The organism is Iamia sp. (assembly GCF_035575815.1).
Taxonomy (GTDB): domain Bacteria; phylum Actinomycetota; class Acidimicrobiia; order Acidimicrobiales; family Iamiaceae; genus Iamia.
Window position 1 is genome coordinate 14808 of record NZ_DATLXO010000174.1, and the last position, 25349, is coordinate 40156.

At 69.8% G+C, this 25349-nt stretch carries 29 protein-coding genes and 1 tRNA gene; 16 read left to right on the forward strand and 14 right to left on the reverse strand.

What is annotated here, in order from left to right; genetic code table 11:
• Nucleotides 1-48: 48 nt before the first annotated feature.
• From VNL12_RS17605 to VNL12_RS17620, 4 genes are all read left to right on the forward strand, one after another.
• Nucleotides 49-276 (forward strand): hypothetical protein, encoded by a 228-nt coding sequence (locus tag VNL12_RS17605; RefSeq protein WP_325596252.1) that lies wholly within the window; start codon nt 49-51, stop codon nt 274-276.
• Between the two features lie 558 nt (nt 277-834).
• Nucleotides 835-1116 carry a hypothetical protein gene (locus VNL12_RS17610; protein ID WP_325596253.1) on the forward strand — a complete coding sequence of 94 codons (282 nt, stop codon included), beginning with the start codon at nt 835-837 and terminating at the stop codon, nt 1114-1116.
• A 12-nt stretch (nt 1117-1128) separates the two neighbouring features.
• The gene (locus tag VNL12_RS17615) at nt 1129-1524 is read left to right on the forward strand and encodes a DUF433 domain-containing protein (protein ID WP_325596254.1); all 396 of its coding nucleotides are present in this window, start codon (nt 1129-1131) and stop codon (nt 1522-1524) included.
• Nucleotides 1525-1857: 333 nt separating this feature from the next.
• Entirely contained in the window at nt 1858-2526 is a 669-nt protein-coding gene (locus VNL12_RS17620; RefSeq protein ID WP_325596255.1) for a phosphotransferase, read from the forward strand.
• Between the two features lie 310 nt (nt 2527-2836).
• Here VNL12_RS17620 and VNL12_RS17625 read toward each other — a convergent pair whose 3' ends face one another.
• From VNL12_RS17625 to VNL12_RS17635, 3 genes are all read right to left on the reverse strand, one after another.
• Complete coding sequence (locus VNL12_RS17625; RefSeq protein ID WP_325596256.1) at nt 2837-3592, reverse strand: hypothetical protein; 756 nt, start codon at nt 3590-3592, stop codon at nt 2837-2839.
• Nucleotides 3574-4533: a hypothetical protein gene (locus VNL12_RS17630; RefSeq protein ID WP_325596257.1), complete on the reverse strand. Its 960-nt coding sequence runs from the start codon at nt 4531-4533 to the stop codon at nt 3574-3576. Before VNL12_RS17630 ends, VNL12_RS17625 begins: the two co-directional genes overlap by 19 nt.
• Nucleotides 4534-4712: 179 nt before the next feature.
• Entirely contained in the window at nt 4713-4961 is a 249-nt protein-coding gene (locus tag VNL12_RS17635) for a hypothetical protein (protein WP_325596258.1), read from the reverse strand.
• A gap of 356 nt (nt 4962-5317) precedes the next feature.
• Here VNL12_RS17635 and VNL12_RS17640 point away from each other — a divergent pair, with 356 nt between their 5' ends.
• Nucleotides 5318-5839 carry a DUF6932 family protein gene (locus VNL12_RS17640; protein WP_325596259.1) on the forward strand — a complete coding sequence of 174 codons (522 nt, stop codon included), beginning with the start codon at nt 5318-5320 and terminating at the stop codon, nt 5837-5839.
• Nucleotides 5836-6276 (forward strand): helix-turn-helix transcriptional regulator, encoded by a 441-nt coding sequence (locus tag VNL12_RS17645; protein ID WP_325596260.1) that lies wholly within the window; start codon nt 5836-5838, stop codon nt 6274-6276. Before VNL12_RS17640 ends, VNL12_RS17645 begins: the two co-directional genes overlap by 4 nt.
• A 33-nt stretch (nt 6277-6309) precedes the next feature.
• Here VNL12_RS17645 and VNL12_RS17650 read toward each other — a convergent pair whose 3' ends face one another.
• On the reverse strand, nt 6310-7086 hold the full coding sequence (locus VNL12_RS17650) for a hypothetical protein (protein WP_325596261.1): 777 nt from the start codon (nt 7084-7086) through the stop codon (nt 6310-6312).
• Nucleotides 7087-7523: 437 nt separating this feature from the next.
• On the opposite strand from VNL12_RS17650, the gene VNL12_RS17655 reads away from it, so the two are divergent.
• The 6 genes from VNL12_RS17655 to VNL12_RS17680 all read left to right on the forward strand — a co-directional run bounded on the left by VNL12_RS17655 (nt 7524) and on the right by VNL12_RS17680 (nt 11290).
• Nucleotides 7524-7697, forward strand: a complete 174-nt coding sequence (locus tag VNL12_RS17655; protein WP_325596262.1) for a hypothetical protein — start codon at nt 7524-7526, stop codon at nt 7695-7697.
• 49 nt (nt 7698-7746) lie between these two features.
• Nucleotides 7747-7980 (forward strand): hypothetical protein, encoded by a 234-nt coding sequence (locus VNL12_RS17660; RefSeq protein ID WP_325596263.1) that lies wholly within the window; start codon nt 7747-7749, stop codon nt 7978-7980.
• A 171-nt stretch (nt 7981-8151) separates the two neighbouring features.
• On the forward strand, nt 8152-9126 hold the full coding sequence (locus VNL12_RS17665) for a site-specific integrase (RefSeq protein WP_325596264.1): 975 nt from the start codon (nt 8152-8154) through the stop codon (nt 9124-9126).
• Nucleotides 9126-9965 (forward strand): TIGR04255 family protein, encoded by an 840-nt coding sequence (locus VNL12_RS17670; RefSeq protein WP_325596265.1) that lies wholly within the window; start codon nt 9126-9128, stop codon nt 9963-9965. The genes VNL12_RS17665 and VNL12_RS17670 overlap by 1 nt, the downstream gene beginning before the upstream one ends.
• A 163-nt stretch (nt 9966-10128) precedes the next feature.
• Nucleotides 10129-10518, forward strand: a complete 390-nt coding sequence (locus VNL12_RS17675) for a hypothetical protein (protein ID WP_325596266.1) — start codon at nt 10129-10131, stop codon at nt 10516-10518.
• 520 nt (nt 10519-11038) lie between these two features.
• Nucleotides 11039-11290 (forward strand): hypothetical protein, encoded by a 252-nt coding sequence (locus tag VNL12_RS17680; protein ID WP_325596267.1) that lies wholly within the window; start codon nt 11039-11041, stop codon nt 11288-11290.
• Between the two features lie 187 nt (nt 11291-11477).
• Here VNL12_RS17680 and VNL12_RS17685 read toward each other — a convergent pair.
• The 5 genes from VNL12_RS17685 to VNL12_RS17705 form a co-directional block, all read right to left on the reverse strand.
• Nucleotides 11478-11548 (reverse strand) — tRNA-Gly (locus VNL12_RS17685).
• 126 nt (nt 11549-11674) lie between these two features.
• Nucleotides 11675-12250 (reverse strand): orotate phosphoribosyltransferase, encoded by a 576-nt coding sequence (locus VNL12_RS17690; RefSeq protein WP_325596268.1) that lies wholly within the window; start codon nt 12248-12250, stop codon nt 11675-11677.
• Between the two features lie 285 nt (nt 12251-12535).
• Complete coding sequence (locus VNL12_RS17695) at nt 12536-13582, reverse strand: ABC transporter ATP-binding protein (RefSeq protein ID WP_325596269.1); 1047 nt, start codon at nt 13580-13582, stop codon at nt 12536-12538.
• Nucleotides 13579-15048: an iron ABC transporter permease gene (locus VNL12_RS17700; protein ID WP_325596270.1), complete on the reverse strand. Its 1470-nt coding sequence runs from the start codon at nt 15046-15048 to the stop codon at nt 13579-13581. The genes VNL12_RS17695 and VNL12_RS17700 overlap by 4 nt, the downstream gene beginning before the upstream one ends.
• A gap of 98 nt (nt 15049-15146) precedes the next feature.
• Nucleotides 15147-16202, reverse strand: coding sequence for an extracellular solute-binding protein (locus VNL12_RS17705; protein ID WP_325596271.1), 1056 nt, complete (start codon nt 16200-16202; stop codon nt 15147-15149).
• Between the two features lie 288 nt (nt 16203-16490).
• On the opposite strand from VNL12_RS17705, the gene VNL12_RS17710 reads away from it, so the two are divergent.
• A complete protein-coding gene (locus VNL12_RS17710) occupies nt 16491-17219 on the forward strand; it encodes a DedA family protein (protein ID WP_325596272.1) in 729 nt (242 codons plus the stop codon).
• Nucleotides 17220-17279: 60 nt separating this feature from the next.
• The gene (gene dcd, locus VNL12_RS17715) at nt 17280-17846 is read left to right on the forward strand and encodes a dCTP deaminase (RefSeq protein WP_325596273.1); all 567 of its coding nucleotides are present in this window, start codon (nt 17280-17282) and stop codon (nt 17844-17846) included.
• Here the strand turns inward: dcd and VNL12_RS17720 are convergent.
• The 5 genes from VNL12_RS17720 to VNL12_RS17740 form a co-directional block, all read right to left on the reverse strand.
• Nucleotides 17843-18757: a type II CAAX prenyl endopeptidase Rce1 family protein gene (locus VNL12_RS17720; protein WP_325596274.1), complete on the reverse strand. Its 915-nt coding sequence runs from the start codon at nt 18755-18757 to the stop codon at nt 17843-17845. The genes dcd and VNL12_RS17720 overlap by 4 nt on opposite strands.
• Nucleotides 18754-19719, reverse strand: coding sequence for a DUF1385 domain-containing protein (locus VNL12_RS17725; protein WP_325596275.1), 966 nt, complete (start codon nt 19717-19719; stop codon nt 18754-18756). The genes VNL12_RS17720 and VNL12_RS17725 overlap by 4 nt, the downstream gene beginning before the upstream one ends.
• A gap of 308 nt (nt 19720-20027) precedes the next feature.
• Nucleotides 20028-22280, reverse strand: a complete 2253-nt coding sequence (locus VNL12_RS17730) for a 4Fe-4S dicluster domain-containing protein (RefSeq protein ID WP_325596276.1) — start codon at nt 22278-22280, stop codon at nt 20028-20030.
• 67 nt (nt 22281-22347) lie between these two features.
• Nucleotides 22348-22902 (reverse strand): helix-turn-helix domain-containing protein, encoded by a 555-nt coding sequence (locus VNL12_RS17735; protein WP_325596277.1) that lies wholly within the window; start codon nt 22900-22902, stop codon nt 22348-22350.
• A gap of 112 nt (nt 22903-23014) precedes the next feature.
• Nucleotides 23015-23440, reverse strand: a complete 426-nt coding sequence (locus tag VNL12_RS17740) for a cyclic nucleotide-binding domain-containing protein (RefSeq protein WP_325596278.1) — start codon at nt 23438-23440, stop codon at nt 23015-23017.
• Nucleotides 23441-23919: 479 nt separating this feature from the next.
• Between VNL12_RS17740 and VNL12_RS17745 the strand changes: the two genes are divergently transcribed.
• Both VNL12_RS17745 and VNL12_RS17750 read left to right on the forward strand, forming a co-directional pair.
• On the forward strand, nt 23920-25179 hold the full coding sequence (locus VNL12_RS17745; RefSeq protein WP_325596279.1) for an ammonium transporter: 1260 nt from the start codon (nt 23920-23922) through the stop codon (nt 25177-25179).
• Between the two features lie 30 nt (nt 25180-25209).
• On the forward strand, nt 25210-25349 hold a 140-nt coding region (locus tag VNL12_RS17750), incomplete at its 3' end, for a P-II family nitrogen regulator (RefSeq protein ID WP_325594015.1).

Here is a 25349-nt window from a genome sequence, read left to right on the forward strand (position 1 = left end):
ACGGCGTGGTCCAGGCGCCCGGTTCGAGGGACCAGTAGCCTTGCCTCCGTGGCGACGACACTGAAGCTCGATCCCGAACTGCAGGCCGTCGTCGAGCGCGCTCGGGAGCTCGCTCGTGAGCGCGGCGAGTTGCTGGATGGTCCTTGGGCGCCTCCCACCGATCCTCTGCCCGAGGCGGCCCGCGAGGCCTTGCGCGACTGGGTTGCCAGCGGAGACTACGACCGGACTGTCGCCGAGATCGTCGCCAACGACCCGGATATGCAGACCCAGCTGTAGCCGGTCGACTCCTTGGTGCTGGTTGTCGACGACCATCTTCTCTTGGATCTGCTCACCGAGGATGTCCGTGGATGGCTGGTGGAGGCGGCATCGCAGGCTGCGGTCTACACGACGGCGAGTTGGTACTGCCGCGTGGCGAACGCGGCCGAGCACGGCTCTGGTCACGGTTCTCTCTCCGGCCGCATCGCTTCCAGGCCCCCCCGAGTCGGGTGGACCTCCAGATGTTGGGGTCACTGCATCCAAGCAGATTCCCCATACTCGCGTTCCCAGCTTGAGAAGCTCACCGGAGGGGGTCCGCTGAGCAGGTGATTCGCCTGTTCGCCCAGGTCAGCGGTGGTGTGGCGTGTCATCGCGTATCGCCTCGTCACCCCGGATGCCGCCCCGTAAGGTCACGCTAAGGTCACGCCCGCCGGCTGGAGCGGGCCGCTCGAGCTCGGATTCTCGTGGGTGAGGTTCCGCAAGTTTCGTCCGCCAGGCTTGGGTTGCGCACAGGCGATCGGCTCGTGACGTCGGGAGGAAGTACGACCGTTTGCGTCGATCACTGCGATACTTGCGGGCATGACGGCGACCACGGCAGCCCTCACAGCGGATGACCGCGCTCTGGTGCTGCGCGCCCTCCGCTACCCGCGTGGTCGCTATAGCGCGGAGCGAGCCCATCAGCTGTCGGCCGTGCCCGCGAGGACGCTCCACGATTGGGCCACGGCAGGGGTGCTCGTGCCGGACTGGTTCGCGGCCAAGCCTCGAGGCTGGTCGTACCGCGATGTCGTCTACGCGCGCCTCCTCGCCTGGCTGCGAAGCAAGCACATGGACCGCACGAGCGCGTCGGAGCGACTGCGCTAACTGCGTGAGCTGTTGAGCACGTCGGAGATCGACCCGACGGTCCACAGCGACGGCACCATCTTCCTCATCGGCGGCGAACATTCCGACCGCTTCACCGGACAGCAGGCGTTCGACGGCCTGGTCGAGGTCCTCGACGTGTTCGAGCTCACCGAGCCGATCGAGGGTGTCTCCCACGGCGACCTGTGGGGGCCGAGCCTGGTCCGCCCGTCGGAGCACACCTACATCTCGCCATGGGTGCTCGGGGGCGAGCCGTGCGTCGAGGATTCTCGAGTTCCGAGTGCCACGCTCCATGCTCTCCGCGTTGACCGCGGACTCGATGCCAAGGGCATCCACGATCTCTACGAGTTCCTGTCTGTCGAAGCCATCGAAGACGCGCTGGACCTCGAGGCCCGCCTCCGAGCTGCGTAGTCCATCGCGCGGCTGCCCCTCGACGAGGGCTTCCCGTCCCCGCCGGGGTTCCGGCCCGCGACCATCGACGCCACAGTCGAGGTCGTGGCGTTGCGCACATCACCATGCCGGATGGCGAGCAGTGGATCGGGCTTCCCGGCGGAGACGTTGCTCATCTCGGCGCCCGATAGCCGGCGATACGGGTCAGCACCACTCGTCTGTCAAGGTGGCGGTGTGGCTGAGGAGCAGCTCGTTGGCGGGATCGCGAACGCGGGTCAGGTCGTCCGCGTTGGTCCGCATGTTCTTCGGCCATCGAGTCCGCACTCGGGTTCGATCCACGCCTTCCTACGGGCCGTGAGAACCTCAGGGTTCGAGGGCGCCCCGTATCCCGTCGGCATCGACGAGGACGGACGCGAGCGCCTCGTGTTCATCGACGGCGAGGTCCCTGTGCCGCCCTATCCGGACTGGAGCCAGTCCGACACCGCGCTGGCGTCCATCGCCAGGCTGCTGCGCGGGCTGCACGACGCCGCCCGCGGGTTCGACCCGCGGGGTCTCACCTGGAGCGACGGTCTGGCTGACCCTGCGGGCGGGACGGTCGTGTGCCACAACGATGTAGAGCCTTCGAACGTCGTCTTCCGTGACGGCATCGCCGTTGCGCTGCTCGACTTCGAGTTCGCTGCCCCTGGCCGCCCCGTCTACGACCTCGCCCACCTCGCCCGCCTTTGTGTACCGATCGACGACGACTTCGACCAGGCCCGGCTCGGCTGGCTACCCGCCGACCGGCCGGCACGGCTACGACTCGTCGCGGATGCCTACGGACTGGACCGGGACGGCCGGGCAGCACTGCTCCCGGCCATGGACGATGCCATCGACCGCATCGAAGCAGCCGCCCGGCGCAGCGTCGACGCCGGTGACCCGAACTCCGTCGAGATGTGGAACCGGACCGGTGGCAGCGAGCGCTACGCCCGCCGGCGACGCTGGTGGAACGACCACCTCGACCCGTTCGCCGCCGCCCTTCTCTGAGCACGTCTCTGTTGGCCCGCACGCCGCGGTGCTGCACCCGCGCGGCCTCGCCTGCTGCACCTTCGAGCGCGCAGGCGTCTGCGCCGCCCGTTCGGGCGCGCCATATCGACGGCTCTGGTGTGATCGACGACGAGGCGTGTGTCCCCGAACACGCGACCGGAACGCCTGGGACGCAGTCGCCGGACCCGTCCCCGAGGTGCCGTTCGAGGGCAGGGGCGTTGGTTGGCTGACGCTCCGCGCGGTCGTCGGCAACCCCCGGCGGCGTCGTATCCAGGGCTCACGATGCTGTCAATGAGCGTGTCGTCGATCCTCAGGCCGGTCCGGTGTCGAGGTCTTCGATGAAGGATTCGAGGGTGGCGGCGAGATCCTCGGTGTCGACCGGGACGGGGCTGGTCGACGCCATGGCCATGGCTGCCTTGGCAGGGTTGGCGAGGATCTCGGTGCGGATGACGTGGGCGATGACCGGTGCGAGGTGCCCTGGGGCATCGTGGACCTGGGTGGCGAGCTCGCCGTCGGGGTTGTAGGTCTCGACGAGGCGGTAGACGTCGAGCATGTCGGCGCCGTGCTTGGTGGCGCGGCGTTGGGTTCGGGCGTAGCCGACGGCGTGGCACTTGGTGGCCAGGAGCGCGGCGGGGGTGGCGACGTCGACCGTGAAGGCGTCGGTATCGGGGGTGGCGAGGGTGAGTGGTTCGGCGGTGTCGAGGGCCCAGCGGTGGCTGGCGACGAAGAGGCGGGGGCCGTCGTCGATGCCGTCGAGGTCGTCGGTGGTGACGGGGGGGGTGGGGATGACGTCGACCTTGATGCCGGCGACCTGGATCGGCTCGGTGGTGTGGTAGCGGTTGGTCAGGAGCTCGACGAGGGTGGGGTCGGCGTCGGTGGTGACGATGTCGATGTCGGCGGTGGCCCGATACGTGGTGGCGGGCGCGGCGACCCGAACGGTGACGGCGAGGCCGCCGATGAGGGCGGCGGCAGGGAGGTCGTCGGTGTCGAGGACGGCGCGGACGGCGGCCAGGAGCGGTGCGGTGTCGAGGGAGAGGACGAGGATGGTCATCGTGGACCCGCCCATGGCCGCATCGTGTGGCCCGGCGGCTCCCACTCCTCGAGGATCTGATGGCCGCGGGCTCGGTCGCGGGCCAGGTCGAGGGCGAGGTAGAGAGGGAGGGGTGTCGGCCAGGTGAGGCTCGCCGACGGGGAGTGCTGCCGGTCGACGCAGACGAGGGGTGTGGGAGGAACGGCGATGACGGCAGCGCTGTCGTCCCAGCTCGCCGTGCCGAGGGCCCGTTCGGCCCGTCGGGCTGTTGCCTGGTCGGGGACCCAGAGCCATGGCCGGGAGCCGACGGCGAGCATCGGTGCCCCCCAGGCCAGCGCGGCTGCATCGCCGCCTTGAGCCCATCCGGGTGCAGAGAGGTCGTCGAGGTTGAGGGCGTGGCGCGTCAGGCGTGCCAGGTCGGGCACTGTCGCCACCGGGGTGGAGCGGATGGGCTGCCACACCGCAGCGAGGGCCCAGAACAGGTCGGGGAGGGCCGGTGCGCCGGACGGAAGGACCAGCCCGGCGTGGCGAAGACGCGCAGCGGCATCGCTGACGGTGGACGGAGACATGCCGAGCTTGCGGGCGACGGCACGGATCGAAGGAGGGTTCTCGGGGTCACGTAGCAGGGCGGAGGCGTAGCCGATACCTGCCTTGCCTCGGATCGGCCCGTCGCTGGCCGGTGCGGCAAGCGTCGCCCCGGTGCCGCCGCTCTCGCGAGATGCGTCTGGGGCGAAGCGGATCTCGAAGTCTGTCGCCCCCCGACGCAGACGAAGCTCCCCCCGGCGATCGAGCCAGCTCCACCCGGGCGCCTGCGCCAGCTGTTCCCTGGCCTCCGCCGAGATCTGATCTGCCACGACGACGTTGGCACCCTCGTCGCTCTCAGCGGCGATGAGCGCTCGGGCCTCCGCCGGCGAGAGGGATCGACGGGCGTGCACCTTGGCCTCCCATTGCCGCCGTCCGGCCCGAGAAACGGTCACCCCGTCGGCTGAGTCGTTCGGCTCTATCGTCAGGCCGGCACTTGGGCTGGCGATGGCCCGCAGGTCTTCGATGGCCAGAGCGGTCTGGTCTGATCTGCTCGTTCGGATCGCCGGCATCCATGCCTCGTGTGTGTTCGGTGTCCGGTCGCTACCGAACACCCTACCGCATCCGGGTGCGCTCAGGTGTGCTCGTTGGCTGGAAGATCGCTCAGTCCGAGCCGCTCGACGCGGTGGTCGTGGACGGCGTAGACGAACAACCCAGGCTGAGCGCAGGCGCGGGTGATGGCCTGTAGGTGCTTCAGGTAGCGCTCGGCCATCTGCGCGGCGGTGAGGTCTTGGCGGGTGATGCAAGAGCATCGGACGTTGAACCGTTGGACGGCCTGGCGCTCGACGGTGCGGCCTCGGATCCGGGCGTCCTTGAGGAACACGGCCCAGCCGTTGCGGTCATACCTCCCGCTCTCAATGTCCTGGCGGAGGGCGCCACGCGTGGCTCCCGGTGATCCGGAGCGAATGGCACGTGTGTGGCACGGCCAACCTCGGACGGGCCCTCGGCGGCCGCTTCGGCTGGCCGGGTGGGGCTCTGACCTGGGGTTCTTCTTGGAGCGGGTGACGGGAATCGAACCCGCGTTCTCAGCTTGGGAAGCTCGTCGGAGGGAGTGCGGCTAGCAGGGCGTTCGGTCATCTGCCCAGTTCACCGATGGTGTGTCGTATCGTTGCGTACCGGCCCGTGACCCCAGATCCCGCTCCGTAAGGTCACGCTAGGGTCACGCCGGCGGGCCCCGGCGTGCTCAACTTCCCGGCTGAGGCCGCCGGTCGACCCAATGACACACACAACATGTATGTTGTGTGTGTGGCCATTCCTCCCTTCGACGGCTCGACGGGCGTCCTGCCGGTAGGGGAGCACGAAGCCGGCTGGGACGAGATCCAACTGCGGTTCGGATGGAACCCCCGCCGACGCCAGTTGCTCGACGGGCTCGCTGAGGGTTTGACCATCCTGGCGGGAGCGGGATGCACCAAGGTCTGGCTGAACGGGAGCTTCGTCACCGCGAAGGACGAGCCCGGCGACTTCGACGCCGTCTGGTCACCGACCGGGGTCGACCGCAACGTGCTCGCAGGAGCCGGCCCCGAGCTGCTCGACCTGAGGGATCACCGCGACGCGCAGAAGGCCCGTTTCGGCGGAGAGTTCCTGCCCAACGTCACGGAAGCCGGAAGCGGCAAGGAGTTCGCCGACTTCTTCCAGTCCGATCGAGACGGCACACCCAAGGGAATCGTCGCGATCGACCCCACCAAGGAGATATGGACATGATCACCAACGAACGGCAGTACCAGCAGACCCGCAGGAAGCTTGCTGAGTTGGAGCGCCTGATCGCGAGTACGGAGTCGGGCGAGGCGGGGGACGAGGGTTTCCGGGATCTCCAGGTCGCGGGGCTCCAGAGCCAGGCTGCTGATCTCCGGGAGGAGCTCGGCGAGTACGAGAAGCTCCGTGACGGCGCGACCACGGTGATCGAGGCCTCCTCGCTTGCTGGGTTGGGTGACGCACTGATCAAGGCCCGGGTGGCACGGGGATGGACCCAGCGGCAGTTGGCTGATCGGCTCGGTGTCGCCGAGCAGCAGATCCAGCGCTATGAGTCGACGGCCTACCGGTCCGCCAGCCTCGCCCGCCTGTCCGACATCGCCGATGCGCTGGGGGTGTCGTTCAGCGAGCGCGCCGAGCTGCGGACAACGTCAGGCAACGTGGCGTAACTGAATCATGAACCTCGGTCGCGACCGGGCTGGTTACTCCCACTCGGCGAAGTTCTTGAGGCCGGTCCAGGTGCCGCCGGCTTGCTTGATGGCGGTCTCGGTGGCGAACAGGTAGTGCCAGGTGTCGGGGGCGTCGCCAGAGTCGTTGGCGAAGCGGGCCCACTCGAAGCCGGCGGCCTTCTTGGCGAGCACTTCGGGGTCGTTGGCCCGGTCGTCGGCTTTGCCCTCGACCATCCAGTGGTGGCCGTCGCCGGTGATGGCGATGAAGTCGGGGTAGTGACGTTGGCGGTGACCGAAGGGGATCCACACGCCCTGGTGGGCTTCGACGCGCAGCCACCAGGTCACGGCGGGGGTGCTGGCCTCGAAGAGCTGGGCGAGGGCGAGCTCGGTGCTCTTGGCGTCGAACCGGGCGGCGGGGAGGATCGACTTGGTGAAGCCCCGGTACCAGCGATGCGCCGCCCACGCCGAGTTGAGCGGGAACACTTCGTCGGGGGCGATGATCCCCGGCGGCGGGTACTCGACCAGCTCGACCTCGGTCTGCAGGGACGAGCCCCGCTGGGAGTGGTACCGGCGGACGAGGGCGAGGAACGAGGCGACGGCGTTGCGGACCTTGGCGTCGGTCCACGTGCCACTCTCGGCGTCGGTGACCCCGGCCCCGGTGAGGAACGCTTCGACGAGCCGGTTGATGGCGTTGGATTCCTGCCGGGTGCTGGTGACGAACCGGGACCGGAGGACCTCTCGTCGGATCCGGTCCCGGAGGTCGTCGAGGGCCAGGGAGAGCTGCGATGCCTCGACGGGGTCCTCGGCCACCGACGCCTCGACCCGGACGCCTTCGCCGGCCTCGTCGTCGACGCGGGTGGCGGTGAGGGTCTGGCGGTCGAGGGTGGGCGCGGTGTCGGTGGCGAACCGGCCGCCGAGCTCGGCGGCGGCCTGGTTCGGGACGGTGGAGGCGAGAACGGCTGGGGGACCAGACGCGGGGCGAGGCGGGGGAACCGGACCCGGCTGGCTCCGGCGACGAGGTCCATGGTGGTGGTCAGGGCGAGGGCCTGCTGCTCGGTCTCGGCGATGCGACGCTCGATGTCTTCCACCGCGGCGCCCAGCAGCCCGCCTTCGACCGGCTCTCCAGAGGGGTCGACCCCCGCGGTGGGGGGCACCAGCACGTCGAGCCGGCCGTCGGTGGCAGCGGCCTCGATCGCCTGACCCTCGGTGAGGGCATCGGTGGCGTCGGGGGCGACGAGGTGGGCGGGGTGGCGTTCGGTGAAGAACGCCTCGAGCAGGGTGCCGGCCTCGGTGAGGAGGTCTCGGAACCTGCGGTGGGACAGGACCTCGACGGTGTCGAGCATCTGGCGGCCGGTCCGCTGCCCGAACGGGAGCCGGAGGCCACGGCCGAGGACCTGCTCGGAGAGGGCCTGGGACTCTAGGGCCCGTAGGGCGCACACGACGTAGATGTTCTTGACGTCCCACCCCTCCTTGAGCATCTGCACCGACACGATGGCCCGCACCGGCGAGTCCGGTTCTTCCACCTTGGCCAGGGCGGCGAGGGCGGCGTCGGGCGAGTCGCTGGTGACGGTCAGCACCGCGTCGGGGTCGCCCAGCAGATCGGGCCCGGCCAGGATCTCGGCGACCTCGTCGGCCTCGGTGATGGTGGCGCACACCAGGAACATCACCGGGTTCACCGCCGTCGTGCCGGTCTGGGTGGCGTAGGCGGCGAGCGCGGTGGCCTTGTGGCGCAGCAGCACCACGCCGTCGGCGAGCTGGCGGCGGATGTCGGCCGACCCGTCGCGCCGGGCGACCAGCACCGGCACCTTCACGTACCCATCGGCGATGGGCCTTCCCACGGCAGCCAACCGCTGCCCCTCCCACACGGAGGAGCCCATGACGCGCCAGCGACGGGCCGGGGGCGGCGTCGACCGCCTTCCCTCGGGCCGCTACCGGGTCCGAATCGTCACCACAGACGGCCAGAGGCTGAGCCTCGGCACCCACACCACCAAGCGAGCCGCCGAGACGGCCTACGCCCGTTCGCTCACCGAGCAGGCCGACGGCAAGCGCATCGCACCCCGCACCGCCGGCGTGACACTCACCGAGTACGCACCCAGGTGGCTCGACGCCCGGCTCACCAGCCGCGGCGAACCGCTCCGTCCCCGGGTCCGGGAGCTGTACCGGGGCCAGCTCGACCGCCACATCCTTCCCGCCCTCGGCGACGTCGCCCTCGACCGGCTCTCCACGGCCACCGTCCGGACCTGGACAGCCCACCTACGAGGCCCAGCCGGTCCCGGAGCCAGCACCGCAGCCAAGTGCTACCGGCTGCTGCGTTCGATCATGGCCACCGCCGTCGAGGACGGCCTCGCCCTGACCAACCCCTGCACGATCAAGGGCGCCGGGGTCGAGCCGGCCGACGAGCGCCCGATCCCGACCGTGGAGCAAGTGCACGCCCTCGCCGCCACCATCCACCCACGATTCCGATGTGTGGTCCTGGCGGCCGCCTTCGTGGGCCTCCGCAAAGGCGAGATCCTGGGGCTCCGTCGCCGTGACGTCGACCTCGACCAGGCCACGCTCACCGTCGCCCAGCAGCGCCAGCTCGACACGACCGGCGCCCACCTCGTCGGCCCACCCAAGACCGACGCCGGGCGACGGGCGATCTCCCTCCCCGGAGCATTGCTCGATGACCTCCGCCACCACCTGGACATCTACGCCCAGCCCAGCGCCGACGGCTACGTCTTCACCGGTCACAAGGGCGGACCCCTCGCTCCGCACGTCCTCCAGCACGAGTGGGCCCGATTCCTGAGCGGAGGGGTTGACCGCGTACGGTACTGTGGAAAGCAAGTGGAAAACTCGAGGAAGAAGGAATAGTGGCGCTCTTCGGCCTTCCTGATCCGCCCTCGTACACGCTGAGCAATGCTCCGCTTGCGCAGGCACTCGCTCAGGTCAGATTCCCTCTCATCGCCGGTTTCGAGACCATGGCCGGCATCGCGCCCCTCCAGGAGCGCCTGCGGCCACGCTTCCCCTACATGGAGCAGGTCAAGACGCAGGAGATCGCCTTTCTGACCGGTCCCGCCGGCCCGGCGGCGGGTGCCTCCGAGTCAGTCAGCTGGAACCTGACGGACGATGCCGGGTACACGCTCGCTGTCAACGCTGGCTCGGCCACCGTGTCTGTCGGCGAGGCGTACACATCCGTCGATGACTTTATCGATGCTCTGCGCGAGGTGTTGGTGGCTCTCGCCGACGCTGGCGTCCCTCGCAGCGACCGCCTCGGGGTTCGGTACCTGTCCCTCGCGCCCGATCTTCCAGGCGAGTCGGGTGCTTGGCGTAGATGGTTCCGGGAGGAGTTGGTCGGCTGGGCCGGTTCTTCGGTCCTTTCCACGAGATCGCTAGTCAGCTCAGTAACGCAGGTGCATGCAATCGCAGCGGCGGTTGACGACTTGAGCGGCCCTCCCGGCGATGTTCAGGCGATAGTCCGGCATGGATTTGTGCCGAGCGGATCCGTCGTTCCGGGGATCCCGCCGCTCGATGTGGGTGATCCGTCGTACCTCCTGGATGTTGACGTCGCTACTGTTGGTCATCAGGATTTTGACCCGGATCGCCTTGTGGAGCAGTTTCAGCTGTTTCACAGCCAGGTGGACCGCTTCTTTTACTGGACACTGACTGAGGAGGGAGGCCACCACTTTGGCTTGGAAGAGCGCGACGGCTAGCGCCGCTGCAACGGTTGCGTTCGCTGCGTGGCCCGGAGGAATGAGTCGTTTTGATGACACCATCTCCTTCGAACCCGCTCCGCGCATGGTCTCACCCGATCTCTTCGACTCTTGGGTCCTACTGCCAGAACCCGAGCCTCACGGTTCGCCGACCGTTCAACGCATGGTCATTGAGATTCAACGTATGACCGGTTGGTCCGGCCGGCGTCTCGCCGAGGTTCTCCGTTCAACCCACCCGACGGTGCGCGCTGTGGCGCGGGGGGCGTCGTCCGCCCGTTACGGCGACCTTTATGGTCGGATCAACGATGCCTATGACATCGTTGGTCGCATCTTCCTCGTTGCTGGACGGAATCCGCATGAAGCCAACCGCCTCTTGACGACGCCACCGAGCGAAGGTGCACCGTACGCCGCCTCGCTTCTTGCCGAGAGGGACTCCGCCGGCGCGTACCTGGCAGCGCTTGCAGTCAACCAGCCGCAACGTGCCCCTGGTCTAATTCGAGGAATGTGGCCATCAAGGGTCGGCGAAGCTACCGTCGATCTCGCTACGGATTGACTGCGACAGAATGGGCAGTCTCCACCAAGCCGGATGGCGGCAGGGGAGCCTGGTCCGCGGCAGGCTTCCTGTGTCGAGCTTGGCGCTGGGACCTGATGGAGCGATACAGGTCCAAGGCAACACCTTTGATCGGTGGGTTGTCTGTAGCCAAGATTGTGATCTTGCCGCGGCGGTTTTGGATGCGCAAGGTGCCTGCATCGAGCTCAGGCCTATCGTTCGTGACGGAGGAGTCAACCCGGGATGGGGACTGCGAAGCAAGGTCTTCGCGATCGCAACCGGGGAGGTGGTGGAGGCCTCAGGTCCACGAGCGATGGTGACACCGGCCCTTTTGCAGTCACTCGTGCCTGAGCGAGATGACGCCCTTGCTTCGCACAGGCGACGCGCCTTCAAGACATGGCTTGGGCGGCGCTACGATCGACCAGCGGTCCCAGACCACCTCGTGGAAGTTGCTCGGGAAGTTGCCAAGCGATGTGGTTCCAGGGCTGGTCGAGAAATCGCCGAGGGGGTTCACGATGTCCTCATGCAGTTTGACGACGCGCAGATCCCTCCTCACATCGCGCTGTACGCGGTGGCCGCCGACGGGGCCGACCCCGAGCAAATCAAACGGTGGCTATCAGCCGCAGCCCAACGAGTTTCGACCGATGTCGGCGTTGTCTCCTCAATCGTGGTGGGGAAGCGCAGCGAGATCTCGCTGGAGCTGATGGAAACGAGCTACGCGGCCGATGTGAGCCAGCTCACATGGAGCGGAGGAGAACCCGTTGGTGCCGAGTAGTAGGCGGCTTTCTTGCGCAGGCACGGACAGCCGAGCCGACCCGCAGCTCGGCGACCGCTCACACGAGGCGATCGCAACTGATCAGCGCTCCGGAAGGTCACGTTAGGGTCACGACCCGGATTTCGGCCCCGGAACGGCGGAGGCCCAGGCCGCCGAAAACCGGGCTTGACCTGGGCCTTCGTTGGAGAGCGGGTGACGGGAATCGAACCCGCGTTCTCAGCTTGGGAAGCTGATGTTCTGCCTCTGAACTACACCCGCAGTGGGACGCCGCGAACTCTGGAGCGAACCCCGGGAGCGCATCGCCTTGGTGCGGGGGCCGATGATAGCGGTGGTTCCTGACGCCGACAGCCTCGCTGGGCTCAACCCCGGACCTGCAGCGCGCCCTCAGCCCGCCGCTGCAGTTGGCTCGCGTCCATGGCCCACCGGTGGGATCTCAAGCTCTCGGTATGTGAGGAGCGGCAGGTACGGCACAGATTGCGCTTTGAAGAACGCTGATGCCACCTCGCCCCGGTCCACGAGGGTGACGGCCGCGACGACTTCCGCGCCCGTCTCTCGAATGGCGTGGTATGCCTCCTGGATCGAGCCCCCGGAGCTCACGACGTCGTCGACGAGCAGAACTCGATCGCCCGCCGTGAGAGGAGCGCCCTCGATGCGCCGGTTCGTCCCGCGCCCCTTCGCCTGCTTGCGGACAACGAACCAATCGACCCCACCGACGATGGCTGTGCCGTGTGCGAACTGGTCCGCGCCGAGCGTCAAGCCCCCGACCGCCCCAAACGTGATGCCTGCACTGTGGACCGACTCGATCAGCGCTTCACACGCCAGCTTCAGGTAGGGACCGTGCGCCAGGGCCCGCTTGCCGTCGATGAAGTATCGGCTCATCTCGCCGGACGCCAGTTGAACTGGCTCGTCCATCACGAGCAATCCGTGCTTGCGCACGATCTCGAGCAGCTCGGACTTCATCGTCGTCAACGTCGCGGTCTCCGTTGCGTGCCAGTGGAGCCGCTGGCCTGAAGCCCAGCGGGGTCTCGGTGATTCGGGGATTTCATCCTGTCACGGTCAGGGCCTCGCTGCCGATCCCCGTGCCGTGGAGGTGGGGTGTGCCGATCCTTCTGTTCTTGAGGCTCGGTAGATGCTGGCTCACGCCAGGAGCCAGGTCGTGGATGCCTCCTACGGCCCCGCACGCGCATAGCCGTGGCCTGCGGCCGGCTTCCCGCCCGAGACCGGTCGCCGATCACCCCGCCGGCCTCACGGGGCGAAGGTGACCGCCGTGCCGGTCACGGTGACGCCGACCTCCTCGCCGGGGTGGGGGAGCGTGGTGCTGGCCCAGCGGGCGGCGACGGCCTGACCGGCGACGTCGAGCTCCAGCAGGGCGTCGTGGCCGTGGTAGCTGGTGTGCACGACGGTCGCCTTGACCCGGGCGTCGTCGGCCCGCACGACCTGCTCGGGGCGCAGGCACACCGTCACGTCACCGGACGCCGGGCCGGGCGAGTCGTCGGCCACGGCCACCACGCCCAGGGCGCAGGTGACGCCCGCGGCCCCGGCCCGCCCCGGGATCAGCACCGCCTCGCCCAGGAACGTGGCCACCTGCACGTCGGCGGGCCGGTGGTAGACGTCGGCCGGAGGTCCCGACTGCACGATGCGGCCTGCGCGCATCACCGCCAGGTGATCGGCCATCGACAGCGCCTCGGCCTGGTCGTGGGTGACCAGCAGCGCGGTGGCCCCGGCCGCGGCGAGGGTGGCCGACACATCGGCGCGCAGAGTGCCCCGGAGCCCGGCGTCGAGCGCCGTGAAGGGCTCGTCGAGCAGCACCAGCGCCGGGTGCGGCGCCAGGGCGCGTGCGAGCGCGACCCGCTGCTGCTGGCCGCCCGAGAGCTCGTGGGCGCGTCGCCGCTCGAACCCCGAGAGGCCGACGAGCTCGAGGACCTCGGCCACCCGTCCGGTCCTGCGGCCCCGGCCCCGCTCGCGGCGCGGCAGCCCGAAGGCGACGTTGGCGCCCACGTCGAGGTGGGGGAACAGCGCCCCCTCCTGGGGCACGATGCCGACCCGGCGCCGCTCGGGCGGGAGAGCGCGGGTCTGCGAGCTGACCTCGTCACCGTCGAAGGCCACGGTGCCGCCGTCGGGTCGGTCGAAGCCGGCCAGGATGCGCAGCAGCGTCGTCTTGCCGCACCCCGACGGGCCCAGCACCGCAGTGAGCGAACCGCTGGGCAGCTCCAGGTCGACGCCCCGCAGCGCCGGCACAGGGGGGCGACCGGGGTAGGTCCGCGTCAGGTCGTGGACCGCGACCTCCGTCACCGTCGGCGGCCCGGGAGGGTGAGGATGGCGGTGGGGATGCTCGAGAGCACCACGATCGCCGCCGCGTAGGGCGCGGCGGCGGCGTACTGGGCCGAGGAGGTCTGGCGCCACATGCCCACGGCGAGGGTCTCCATCCCCGTCGGGCGCAGCAGAAGCGTGGCCGGCAGCTCCTTCATCACCACCAGGAAGACGAGGGCGGCCCCGGCGCCGATGCCGGGCGTGGCCAGCCGCAGCGTGATCTCCCGCCAGGCCTGGAGCTGGGTGCGTCCCAGGGTCCGGGCCACGTCGTCGAGCGCCGGCGGCACCTGGGCGATCGATGCGTGCACCGCACCGATGGCCAACGACAGGAACAGCACCACGTAGGCGAGGATCAGCACCGGCAGGCGCTGGTAGAGCGACGGCAGCACCCGGATGCCGAAGAACACCATCGAGAGGGCCACGACGATGCCGGGCAGGGAGTGCCCGGCGTAGGCCGCAGCGGTCACGCCCCGCGACAGGCGCCCGGCGTAGCGGGCCGAGAGGATCCCCACCGGCAGCGCGACCAGCACGGTGGCAAGGGCACCCACCGACGCCGCCGTCAGTGAGCTGCCGGCTGCGTCCCACACGTCAGCGTGGTCAGACTGCGACGTGCCCCGCTGCACCCAGTAGACGATCCGCTGCGCCGGCACGCCCAGCGCGGCGGCGATGACCGCGACCAACCCGGCGAGCGCCGGCGCGGTCCACCGTCCCAGCCGAACCGGGGCGGCGGGCCGCTCGGCGCCGCCGCCGACCCGGTCCTGGCGCTCCCCGCGCCGCACCCGTGACTCAGCGCCGACGACGAGGAGGGTGATGACCACGAGCACGCATCCCAGCACCGCCGCAGGGGTCCGGTCGAAGCTGGCGCGGTACGACCGGTAGATCACGGTGGTGAGCACCTCGTAGCGCATGATCGACACGGCGCCGAAGTCGCTCAGCACGTAGAGGCCGACGAGCAGCGAGCCACCGGCGGCCGCCACGCGGACCTGGCGCAGGGTCACGGTGAGGAACACCGCCACCGGTCCCCGCCCCAGCGAGCGAGCCACCTCCTCCACGGTGGGGTCGGCGCGACGCAGCGCGGCCAGCACGGGCAGGTAGACGTAGGGGTAGGAGATGCTGACCAACACGACGGTGGCGCCGGTGCGCCCGGCCAGCTCCGGTCGCCAGCCGAGCCAGGCGAAGGCGGCCACATACGACGGCACCGCCAGGGGCAGGCCGAGCACGACCTGCCAGAGCCGCCGTCCCGGCAGGTCGGTGCGCACCACCAGCCAGGCCGCCGTCACCCCGATGACCAGGCACGCGACGGTGACCACGAGGGCCAGGCCGATCGTCCGCCCGACCAGATCGAGGGTCCGGGGCCGCCACAGGGTGACCTCCACCGCGTCCCAGCCTCCCTCGGTGGCCCGCAGCACCAGGTGGGTGAGGGGCAACAGCACGAGGGTGGCGGCCACGAGGCCACCGACCGCTGGGACCAGCGGGGGCAGACGGCGCGAGGGGGGCGGCGCCGGTGCGCCGCCCCCCTCGCCGTCGGAGGTCCGGACCAGTGGGATCAGCTGAGGAGCCCGGCTTCGGTGAGCAGGGCCTGGGTCTCCTCCAGCGAGTCGAGGTCGGTGAGGTCCAGGTCAGGGCCCTCCAGCTCCTCGAGGGCGGGGATGTCGGCGGGGTCGTCCACGCCCTCGATGAGCGGGTACTCGTAGGTCTCGGTGGCGAAGTAGGTCTGGCCCTCCTCGGAGAGGAGGTACTCGATGAACTCCAGGGCGGCCGGGTCGTCCTCGGCGCCGGCCAGCACACCGGCGGCGGTGGCGTTGACCAGCGCACCCGGGTCGTCGCCCTCGGGGAAGATCAGGTCGGAGCCGATCTCCTCGGGACCGCCGACCTCGGGCAGGGTGCGCGCCCAGTAGTAGTGGTTGATGAGCCCGAGGCCGATGTCGCCGTTGTTGACCGCTTCGAGCACCTCGGTGTTGCCCTCGTAGATCTGGGCGTCGTTGGCCTTCATGTCCTCCAGCCACTGCGCCGCTTCCTCCTCGCCCACCGAGACCCGGAAGGCGGTGATGAAGGCTTGGAAGCTGGCGTTGCCGGGCACCCACGCGACCTGCCCACGGTACTGCTCGTCGGTGAGGTCGAGCACGCTGGTCGGCGCCTCGTCGACGAGGTCGGGGTTCATGACGATGACCCGGGAGCGGCCGGTGATCCCGACCCAGTCGGTGCTCTCCTTGGGCTGGAACCTCTCGTCCACCCGCTGCACCACCTCGTCGGGCAGCGAGCCCATGAGCCCGGCCTTCGACAGGGCGCCGATGGCTCCGACCTCCTGGGAGAAGAACACGTCGGCTTCGGTGCCGTCGCCCTCCTCGAGGAGCTGGGCCGCCAGCTCGGCCGAGTCGCCGTCGCGGACCTCGATCTCGATGCCGGAGGCCTCGGTGAAGTCCTCGAACAGGGGCTCGACCAGCTCGAGGTCGCGCCCCGAGTAGACGACGATGGACTCGCCGCTGGCGTCGGGGTCACCGCCACCGGCCTCGTCGGAGCCCGAGTCGTCGCCGCACGCGGGGGCGAGCAGGGCGAGCGGGATGAGGAGGGCCAAGGCGGCCCGGCGGCGTCGTGTGGGCATGGGTGCGTGTGCTCCTGGTGAGATGGTGAAGAACCTGATGGCCGGACGTTAGGCATACCAGACATCCGATGTCCAGCGATGGAAAGGTTGGGGGTGAGGCAGGGTGGCCGACCAGCGCGGACCCCAGGCCGCACCGGGGCTCGGCGGCGGCTTGGTCCCGTCCCGCCCCACCGAGGATGATCGTGGGGTGCGAACCCACCCGTCCCTGTCCGCGCGCGCCCCGGCGGTGGCACTGAGGACGAAGGGCGGCGCGCACCACGGTGAGGCCGGGCCCGTGGGTGGGTGGCGATGAGCGAGTTCATCTTCGGTGACCTCACCGACTTCGTGGAGCGGGTCATCGACGCCCTCGGGTACTTCGGGGTGGCCCTGCTCGTGGCCCTGGAGAACGTCTTCCCCCCCATCCCGTCGGAGGTCGTGTTGCCCGCGGCGGGTCTCTACGCCGAGCGCAACGGCGGCCTCATCCCGCTGATCGGCATGATCCTGGCGGCGACGGCCGGGTCGGTGGCCGGAGCCTGGGTCCTCTACGCCTTCGCGGCCTGGATCGGGCCCGAGCGGCTGCGGGCCGCCATCGTCCGCCGAGGGCGTTGGGTCGGGGTGAAGGAGAAGGACCTCGACAAGGCCGAGCGCTGGTTCGACCGGCGCGAGGAGCTGGCTGTCCTGGTCTGTCGGTGCGTGCCCCTGGTGCGCTCGCTGGTCTCGATCCCGGCCGGTTTCCGGCGCATGGCTCCGTTGCGCTTCACCGCCTACACGACCATCGGCTCACTGGTGTGGAACACGGCGCTGATCCTCGTCGGCTACGGCGCCTCGTCGTACCAGGATGAGGTCGAGACGATCCTCGGCTACGTCCAGTACGTGGTCCTGCTGGTGATCCTCCTGGCCCTCGCCTGGTTCGTGTGGCGTCGCATCATCCGGGTCCGGCTCCACCCCGAGGACGTCGACCCCGTGCTGCTCGACCCCGAGACGCGTGCCGAGGTCGAGGCCGAGGCCCGCGACGAGCGGTCGAGCGGCTCGGTCTGACCCGGCTCTGGGCGTGACCGGGCTCTGGGCGTGACCGGGCTGCACTAGGTTCACCGCCCGATGATCCTGTCCGACCGATCCATCCGCGAGGCCCTTGCCGCCGGCCGGATCGAGATCGACCCGCTCGACGACTCCCACATCCAGCCCTCGTCGGTCGACCTCACCATCGACCGGTTCTTCCAGGTGTTCCGCAACCACACGATGCCGCTCATCGACGTGAAGCAGAACCTCGAGGAGCTCACCGAGCTGGTCGACATCCCCGCCGACGGTGTCTTCATCCTTCACCCGGGGGAGTTCGTGCTGGGCGCCACCGCCGAGCGGGTGCGCCTGCCCGACGACATGGTGGCCCGCCTCGAGGGCAAGTCCAGCCTGGGTCGCCTCGGCCTGCTGATCCACTCCACCGCCGGGTTCGTCGACGCCGGCTGGGACGGCTACCTCACCCTCGAGCTGTCGAACATCGCCACCCTGCCCATCACGCTGTACCCGGGCATGAAGATCGGCCAGATCTCCTTCTTCGAGATGACCACCCCGGCCGACAGCCCCTACGGCTCGGCCAAGGTGGGCTCGAAATACCAGGGCCAGCGCGGTCCCACCCCCAGCCGGTACTGGGAGAACTTCGGCGGCTAGTGCCGCGGTGGTCCGTGGTTCGCGGAGCGGCGGTCGCCGGGGGCCCCGACGGGTTCGGGCTGGTCGTCCTCGGACGGCTCGTCGACCCAGGTGAGATCTTCGCCCCGGTGCACCGAGGGGCGCTGCCCGTCGCGCAGGTCGATCACCGTGTCGGTGACGAGATCCTGGTCCCCGTCGTCGGTTGCCGCGGCTCGACGCCCGGGACGATCACCGGGCCAGGCGAACGTGCCCACGAGCAGGAACAACAGGCAGGCGCTGAGCGCACCGCGTCCACCGGAGGTGATGTCGCCCCGCAGGTGGGCGATGGTGATCACGTTGAGCACGCAGTGGGCGATGCTCATCGGGATCAGCGCCCGGGAGCGGGCCACCACCACGGTGCTGATGACGGCGAAGGACGCGTAGGTCACCATCGCGACGGCGCCGTCGGTCTGGGCCTGGTGGCCCGGCAGCAGCACCCACCACGCCCCGGCGGCGACGTAGCCGGCGACGCGAGCGGCGCGGGTGGGGACCCTGAGCACCATCAGCGCGGTGGCGAGCACGACCGGGACGGCGAAGCGGTACACGATCTCCTCGTTGGCGGCCGCCACGACGAGCCCGAGGAGATCGGCGAGGTCACCGGTGCGCGAGAGAAGGGCCACGCCGAGCAGGAGCCCAGCGGCCATGGCGATCCAGAACGGCACCAGGCGGTCGCGATCGCCGGCCCGGCCCACGGAGGGGGCGCCGAGGGCCGCCAGCAGCACGAGGCCGGGCAGCACCGAGGCCGACAGCGGCTGCGAGCCGATGTGGATCGATCGACCCACGACCAGCGATGCCATCTCGACCGCCATGGTGACCGCCGCCAGCCCGAGGACGACGGCGCGCCCGCGAGTCGTGCGGATGAGCGTCGGAGGGGCCAAGAGGCCGGCGGTCATCGGTGCGCCCCGGCCGCCGCGACCCGGGCAGTGGTCGATGCAGTGGTGGTCGTGGGGGCGGTCTCGAGCGAGACGGTGGCCTCCAGGGCGGCGATGGCGACCTCTATCTGGTCGTCGTCGGGGACCTGGGTGGTGAGGGTCTGGAGCCACGAGCCCGGCGCCATCAGCACCCGGCCGACGACGTTGTGGCGCTGCGTGCCGGCCAGCCGGATCACCTCGTAGGCCAGGGCGGCCACGAGGGGCAGGCCGAGCACCCGGCTGGCCACCAGCACCGGCCAGGACACCTCACCGATGGCGATGTGGGCGAGCAGCGAGACGACGACGACGATGAGCAGGAAGCTGGTCCCGCACCGGGGGTGGCGCCGGTCGAAGCCGCGGATCTCCGAGGCCACGAGGGGCACGCCGTGCTCGAAGGCGTGGATCGTCATGTGCTCGGCCCCGTGGTAGGAGAAGGTGCGCTTCACCTCCCGGTGGCGCGAGAGCAGGGCCAGGTAGCCGACGAGGATGCCGAGGCGGATGACGCTCTCGATGATGTTCAGGAGCCAGCGGCCCTCGATGCCCAGCGCCTTGGGGACGACGGCCGGCAGCAGCCCGAGGATGCCCACCGCCAGCGTGGCGGCGACGACGGTGGTGATCGCAAGGCCGCCCTTGGAGTAGCCCTTGCCGTCCGCGGTGCCGCGGGTCTGGGCGCCCCAGAGCATGGCCCGGGTGCCGAGGCTGACCGACTCCCAGAGGGCGACGGGCCCCCGCAGCAACGGGATGCGGCGGATCCCCTGACCGTCGTCGGGGAGAGCGGAGACGGTGGTGGCGATGGTGCCATCGGCGCGACGTACCGCGGCGCCCCAGGCCCCGGCCCGGCGCATCATGACGCCCTCGATGAGCGCCTGACCGCCGATGGGCCCGATGTCGGTGCGCAGCTGCGGCGCGGCGTCGGGCCGCAGCGACGACGAGGGCGGGGACATCTCCGACACGATCGTTTCCTCCTGACGCCACCACCAGCGGCGAATGCGGCGCCTGGCCCGGCTGCCTGCCGACCACGGAACGCAACGATCTTGGGGGTCGATCTCGACCGACGCTGATTGGTGGGGTCGCTCCCACACCCCCCGCCGCCGAAGTGGTCGGGCGATGGGGGGCGCGGAGCCCCAGATCGCCTACCAGTTCGGCGAGATCGGCAGGGCTGCCCCGAAGTGGTCGGGCGGTGGGGGCGCGGAGCCCCAGATCGCCTACCTGTTCGTCGGGGTGTGAGGGCGCGGCCCCCGCTGCGCGTCGGTCAGGCGCCGGCGACCGGGGCACCGTCGGGCGCGGTGTGCACCGCTGCGGTGTCGGCTCGCTCGCCGTTCTCGATGGCCTCGACGAGGTGCATGGCGATGTCAGCCACCTTCACCTCGTCCTCCTCCTTGCCCGCGCCCTTCACCCCGTCGTCGATCATGATGTAGCAGAACGGACACGCGGTGGCGATGCGGTTGGCACCGGTGTCGATGAGCTCTTCGGAGCGGGCGTCGTTGACCTTGGTGCCGACCGTCTCCTCCATCCACATGCGGGCGCCGCCGGCACCGCAGCACATGCCCGTGGTGCCGTTGCGGGGGGCCTCGACGATCTCGACGCCACCGAGACGGCCGATGACCTGGCGGGGCGCCATGTAGATGTCGTTGTGGCGGCCCAGGTAGCACGAGTCGTGGTACACGATGCGGTCTTCGAGCACTGCTCGGCTGAGATCGAGGGCGCCGGACTCGGTCAGCTGCTCGAGCAGCTTCGAGTGGTGCATCACCTCGTAGTGGCCGCCCAGCTGGGGGTACTCGTTCATCAGCGTGTTGAAGCAGTGCGGGCACTGGGTGATGATCTTCTTCACGCCCATGGCGTCGAGCGTTTCGATGTTGCCCATGGCGAGCATCTGGAAGATGTACTCGTTGCCCGAGCGGCGGGCCGGGTCCCCGGTGCAGTTCTCGGCCGGGCCGAGGATGGCGAAGTCGATGCCGGCCCGCTTCAGCAGCTTGGCCATGGCCTGGGTGACCTTCTGGTTCTTGTCGTCGAACGACCCGGCGCAGCCGACCCAGTAGAGGTACTCGTGGTCGAAGGCCTCGGTGCCGTCGACGATGGGCACGTCGTCGCCCAGCTTCTCGGTCCACTTGGCCCGCTCGGCCTGGCTCATGCCCCACGGGTTGCCGCTGTTCTCCATCGAGCGGTACGCGCTGCCCAGCTCGGTGGGGAAGTTCGACTCCATGAGCGAGAGGTAGCGCCGCATGTCGAGGATCTTGTCGAGGATCTCGATGTGCACCGGGCAGACCTCGTCGCAGGCCTTGCAGGTGGTGCACGCCCAGACCTCCTCCGGGGTGATGCGCTCGAAGAGCGAGTCGGCCCCGATGGTGATCTCGGCGTCGAGCCCGATGGGCGGCGACACCTGGGGTGAGCCGGTGGCGGCCATGACCTCGCCGGTCTTGAGCACGATCTCGCGGGGGTCGAGCGACTTGCCGGTGGCGTGGGCCGGGCAGACACTGGTGCAGCGACCGCACATGGTGCACGAGTCGGTGTCGAGCAGCTGCTTCCAGGTGAAGTCCTCGACCGTCGCCGCGCCGAAGGTCTCGAGCTCGGTCTCCATCAGGTTGGGCATGGCCTTCATGGCGCCCTTCGGGCGCTCCTTGTCGCGCAGGTACATGTTCAGCGGTGAGGTGAACATGTGGCGCAACATGGTGACCGGCAGGATCGCCAGGAAGAGCACGAAGCTGGCCACGTGGACGATCCACCAGATCTGATGGCCACCCGACAACGACCCACTGCCGTCGATGAGCCCGGCGAGCGGGTACGACGCGAACGACCACCGCTCGTAGCTCGGGCTCCCTTCGAGGGCGATGCGCCACACCTCGGCGCCGAACCCGGTGACGGCCAGGAGGAGGAACGTGCCGAGGATGATGGCGTGCTCGGGCTTGGACTTGATGCGGATGCGGTACGGGCGCTGGATGTAGCGCCGCACGATCGCCCACAGGACTCCGGCGAGCAGGGCCAACCCGGCGGCGTCACCGACCGCGGAGTAGCCCCGGTAGACGTCGCCGTGGAGGAACTTGGCGCTCTCGGGCAGCTGGTGGTCGACCTCGAGGGTGGTGGTGACCCCGAGCAGGATCAGGAAGCTGAAGTAGATGAGCGAGTGCATGAGCCCCGCGGCCGGGTCGCGCAGGAGGGTCTTCATCGACGCCCCGGCGCGGAAGTCGGCCATGCGCCGCTTGACGTTGCGGGGGGTGGTGGAACGGTCGTCGGGGCCGCCGCGCTGCCAGTTCTGGGTGCGCTGGGCGAAGAGGATCGAACCGGCGAAGATCGACATCGGGATCACGATGTAGAACGCCAGCTTCACCACGCTCGGGACGTTGCCGAACACCGTGCGGTGCACGGGCTCGTCGCTCTCCCAGCCGGTGAGCAGCGGCACGATGCCCGAGACCGCCGTGAACAGAGCGACGCCGGCGCCGAGGCCGATGACCAGGTGGTGAGGGCGGATGCGCTTGGCGGCCGGCGGCGCGGCCTCTGCTGTAGCCATGGTGGCCAAGAAGGTACCTGTCTCGCTCGACGCGCACCCAAGCGGATCGACCGGTTCGTGTCTGTGCTCAGCCGCTGGCCCTAGCCGAGGCGGGTCCGCTCACGGCGAGGAGGTACCCCCGGCTGCGCACCGTGTGGATCGTCAAGCTGAGGGGGGCCAGGCGCCGACGCAACCGGAGCACGTGGACGTCGAGCGCGTTGCGGCCCGGGGCCCCCTGGGGCCAGCCCGCGCGGGCCAGGGCATCGCGCGTCACCACGGTCCCGATTCGGTCGAGCAGGGCCCGGGCCAGGCGGTGTTCGACCGGCGGCAGGGCGACCCACTCGTCGCCGACGCGGAAGAGCCCGTCGTCGTCGATCATCGGGTCCGGGTCGGCGCGGTGCGCGGGTCGGTCGATCGCCAGCCGGTGGGCCAGCCACGAAACGCGGGCCCTCAGGTCGGCCTCGGCGACCGGGATGCGGACCCAGTCCTCGAGGTCGTCACCGGGCTCGGGAGCCGGGGTGGTGGGGTTCAACAGCAGCATCCGGGGACGCCCCTCGGCCCGCAGCGCGAGGCGCGTCGCCTCCTGCTCGGGCCAGCGCACCAGCGTGATCTCCGGTCGCCCGCTCCGGGCGTCGTCCACCATGGGGGCGACGCTACGAAGGTGACGTTTCGCACCTGTTTCGCGGTTGTGAACGGTCCACACCGGCGGCCGAGCGACGCCCGGCGGACCCGAGCGGCCCGGCGACGCGATCGGCTCAGCCGAAGATCTTGCTGTCGAGCTCCCGGACGCGGGAGGCCAGTTCGGCCATCACCTTGCGCGACAAGCTCGGGACGTCCTCGAGGACGCTGGCGAACTGGCGAGAGCCCAGGACGAACAGGGTCATCTTGCCGTCGGCCACGACCGTGGCCGTGCGCGGGCCGTGGTCGAGCAGGGCGAGCTCGCCGATGCAATCGCCGGGTCCGAGCGTGGCCACCTTGCGGTTGCCCCGCTTCACCGTCGCGGTGCCCTCGATGACCACGTAGCACTCGCGGCCCGCGTCGCCCTGGGTCACGAGCACGTGCCCGGTCTCGACGGGCAGCTCGTCACCCGCCTTGGCGATCTTCCCCAGCTCGCGGCGCGAGCACGAGGAGAAGAGCCTTACGGCGCTCAGGTGGTCGAGGTAGGTCTCACGGCGGGCCATGGGTGGGAGCATACGGGCGCGCTGGACGGCGTGCTGGCGCTCCTCACCGAGGGGCGGCCCCACCCATGGGGTTTGGCGGCGCAACACGGGCCGAGACGACGCCTGCGACGGGCGCCTGACGGTCGCCTAAACCCTCGGCCTCGCCGCCGGTGTCGGCTGCTCACCCCGCCATGGCCCCCACCAGCGGGGGAGCAGGCGTCGTCGGCCCCGAGGGCGCGAACGACGCGGACGGACGTGTCATGCAGCGGTCAACGAGGAGAAACGCCCACGAAACAGTTCCTCCGTACGTTGCCGGCACCGAGCGGGTCCACGGGCCCCCAACGCGTGAGAAGGGTGACTCCTCACATGAGCGAGCGCAGCGAGCGAACCAGACAGCACGGGCTCTCTGATGGCGGAGCGTGCGGAGCCGTCAGCGCTCATCGGTGCCGGGGTGACGAGCATCCTGGTCGGTGTGTCGCCCGACTGGCGGAGGTAGACCGATGAGCGAGGAAGAGCTGCTGGCCGCAGCCGCAACCGACGGGAACGTGGCCTGGGTGCTGATCTCAGCCGCCCTGGTCCTGTTCATGACGCCGGGCCTGGCGTTCTTCTATGGAGGCATGGACCGGTCTCGCAACGTCTTGAACATGCTGATGATGAACTTCTGGTGCCTGATCACGATCCCGATCCTCTGGGTCGTCATCGGCTTCTCCTTGGCCCAGGGCGGCGACCCGCTCCTCGAGACCGGCGCCAACAACTTCATCGGCGGCTTCGAGTACTTCGGCCTGAAGGACCTCAACCTCGACGACGGAGGGGTCGCCCTGATCGCGGTGGCCTTCCTCGGCATGTTCGCGGTGATCACCCCGGCGCTCATCTCCGGCGCCGTCGCCGACCGGATGAAGTTCTCGGCCTGGGCCATCTTCGCCCCCGTCTGGATGTTGATCGTGTTCGTCCCGGTGTTCCGCTGGGTCTACGGCGGCTTCCTCGGCGACCGGGGCTCGCTCGACTTCGCCGGTGGCACCGCCATCCACGTCAACGCCGGCGTGGCCGCCCTCGCCGCGGTCCTCGTGTTGGGCAGGCGCAAGGGCTGGCCGGGAGAGGGTCACCCGCCGCACTCCATGCCGCTCGTCATGCTCGGCACCGGGCTCCTCTGGTTCGGCTGGTTCGGCTTCAACGCCGGTTCCGCCCTCGCCGCCAACGGCACCGCTGTCCAGGCGTTCATGAACACCTTCCTGGCCGCGGCCGCCGCCGGTCTGGCGTGGGCGCTCGTCGAGAGGGTACGCGACGGCCACTTCACCAACCTGGGCGTGGCCTCGGGCATCGTCGCCGGCCTGGTGGCCATCACCCCCGGGGCCGGCTTCGTGGCCGGCATGTCGCCCATCTACATCGGGCTCATCGCCGGGGTGATCTGCGCCTTCGCCGTGGGCCTCAAGACCAAGGCCGGCTACGACGACGCCCTCGACGTGGTCGGCGTCCACCTCGTCGGCGGCCTCGTCGGCTCGCTGTTGCTCGGGCTGTTCTCCGACCCCGACTACTTCGGGACCGAGGTCATGGCCGGACTGTTCCACGGCGGCGGTCTCGGCCTGCTCGGCGAGCAGGCGCTGGCCAACGGCGTGACGATCCTCTACTCCGGGATCGTCACCTTCGGCCTCCTGTCCCTGCTCAAGATCACCATCGATGTGCGAGTGTCCGACGAGGTCGAGGACGCTGGGCTCGACCTGGCCGAGCACGGTGAGACCGCCTACCACGAGACCAACGCCTGAGCCGACGGCTCGCAGAGAGGAAGACAGCCCATGAGGATGGTCACTGCCATCATCAAGCCCTTCAAGCTCGACGACGTGAAGTCGGCGTTGAAGACCGCGGGGGTCGTCGGGATCACCGTGACCGAGGTGAAGGGGTTCGGTCGCCAGGGCGGCCACACCGAGACCTATCG

Coding starts and splice junctions, on each gene's coding strand:
- VNL12_RS17610 (WP_325596253.1), top strand. CDS start 835: ATGACGGCGACCACGGCAGCCCTCACAGCGGATGACCGCGCTCTGGTG.
- VNL12_RS17625 (WP_325596256.1), bottom strand. CDS start 3,592: ATGGGCGGGTCCACGATGACCATCCTCGTCCTCTCCCTCGACACCGCA.
- VNL12_RS17645 (WP_325596260.1), top strand. CDS start 5,836: ATGATCACCAACGAACGGCAGTACCAGCAGACCCGCAGGAAGCTTGCT.
- VNL12_RS17665 (WP_325596264.1), top strand. CDS start 8,152: ATGACGCGCCAGCGACGGGCCGGGGGCGGCGTCGACCGCCTTCCCTCG.
- VNL12_RS17675 (WP_325596266.1), top strand. CDS start 10,129: ATGGTCATTGAGATTCAACGTATGACCGGTTGGTCCGGCCGGCGTCTC.
- VNL12_RS17680 (WP_325596267.1), top strand. CDS start 11,039: ATGCAGTTTGACGACGCGCAGATCCCTCCTCACATCGCGCTGTACGCG.
- VNL12_RS17690 (WP_325596268.1), bottom strand. CDS start 12,250: ATGAAGTCCGAGCTGCTCGAGATCGTGCGCAAGCACGGATTGCTCGTG.
- VNL12_RS17705 (WP_325596271.1), bottom strand. CDS start 16,202: ATGCCCACACGACGCCGCCGGGCCGCCTTGGCCCTCCTCATCCCGCTC.
- VNL12_RS17710 (WP_325596272.1), top strand. CDS start 16,491: ATGAGCGAGTTCATCTTCGGTGACCTCACCGACTTCGTGGAGCGGGTC.
- dcd (WP_325596273.1), top strand. CDS start 17,280: ATGATCCTGTCCGACCGATCCATCCGCGAGGCCCTTGCCGCCGGCCGG.
- VNL12_RS17720 (WP_325596274.1), bottom strand. CDS start 18,757: ATGACCGCCGGCCTCTTGGCCCCTCCGACGCTCATCCGCACGACTCGC.
- VNL12_RS17725 (WP_325596275.1), bottom strand. CDS start 19,719: ATGTCCCCGCCCTCGTCGTCGCTGCGGCCCGACGCCGCGCCGCAGCTG.
- VNL12_RS17730 (WP_325596276.1), bottom strand. CDS start 22,280: ATGGCTACAGCAGAGGCCGCGCCGCCGGCCGCCAAGCGCATCCGCCCT.
- VNL12_RS17735 (WP_325596277.1), bottom strand. CDS start 22,902: ATGGTGGACGACGCCCGGAGCGGGCGACCGGAGATCACGCTGGTGCGC.
- VNL12_RS17740 (WP_325596278.1), bottom strand. CDS start 23,440: ATGGCCCGCCGTGAGACCTACCTCGACCACCTGAGCGCCGTAAGGCTC.
- VNL12_RS17745 (WP_325596279.1), top strand. CDS start 23,920: ATGAGCGAGGAAGAGCTGCTGGCCGCAGCCGCAACCGACGGGAACGTG.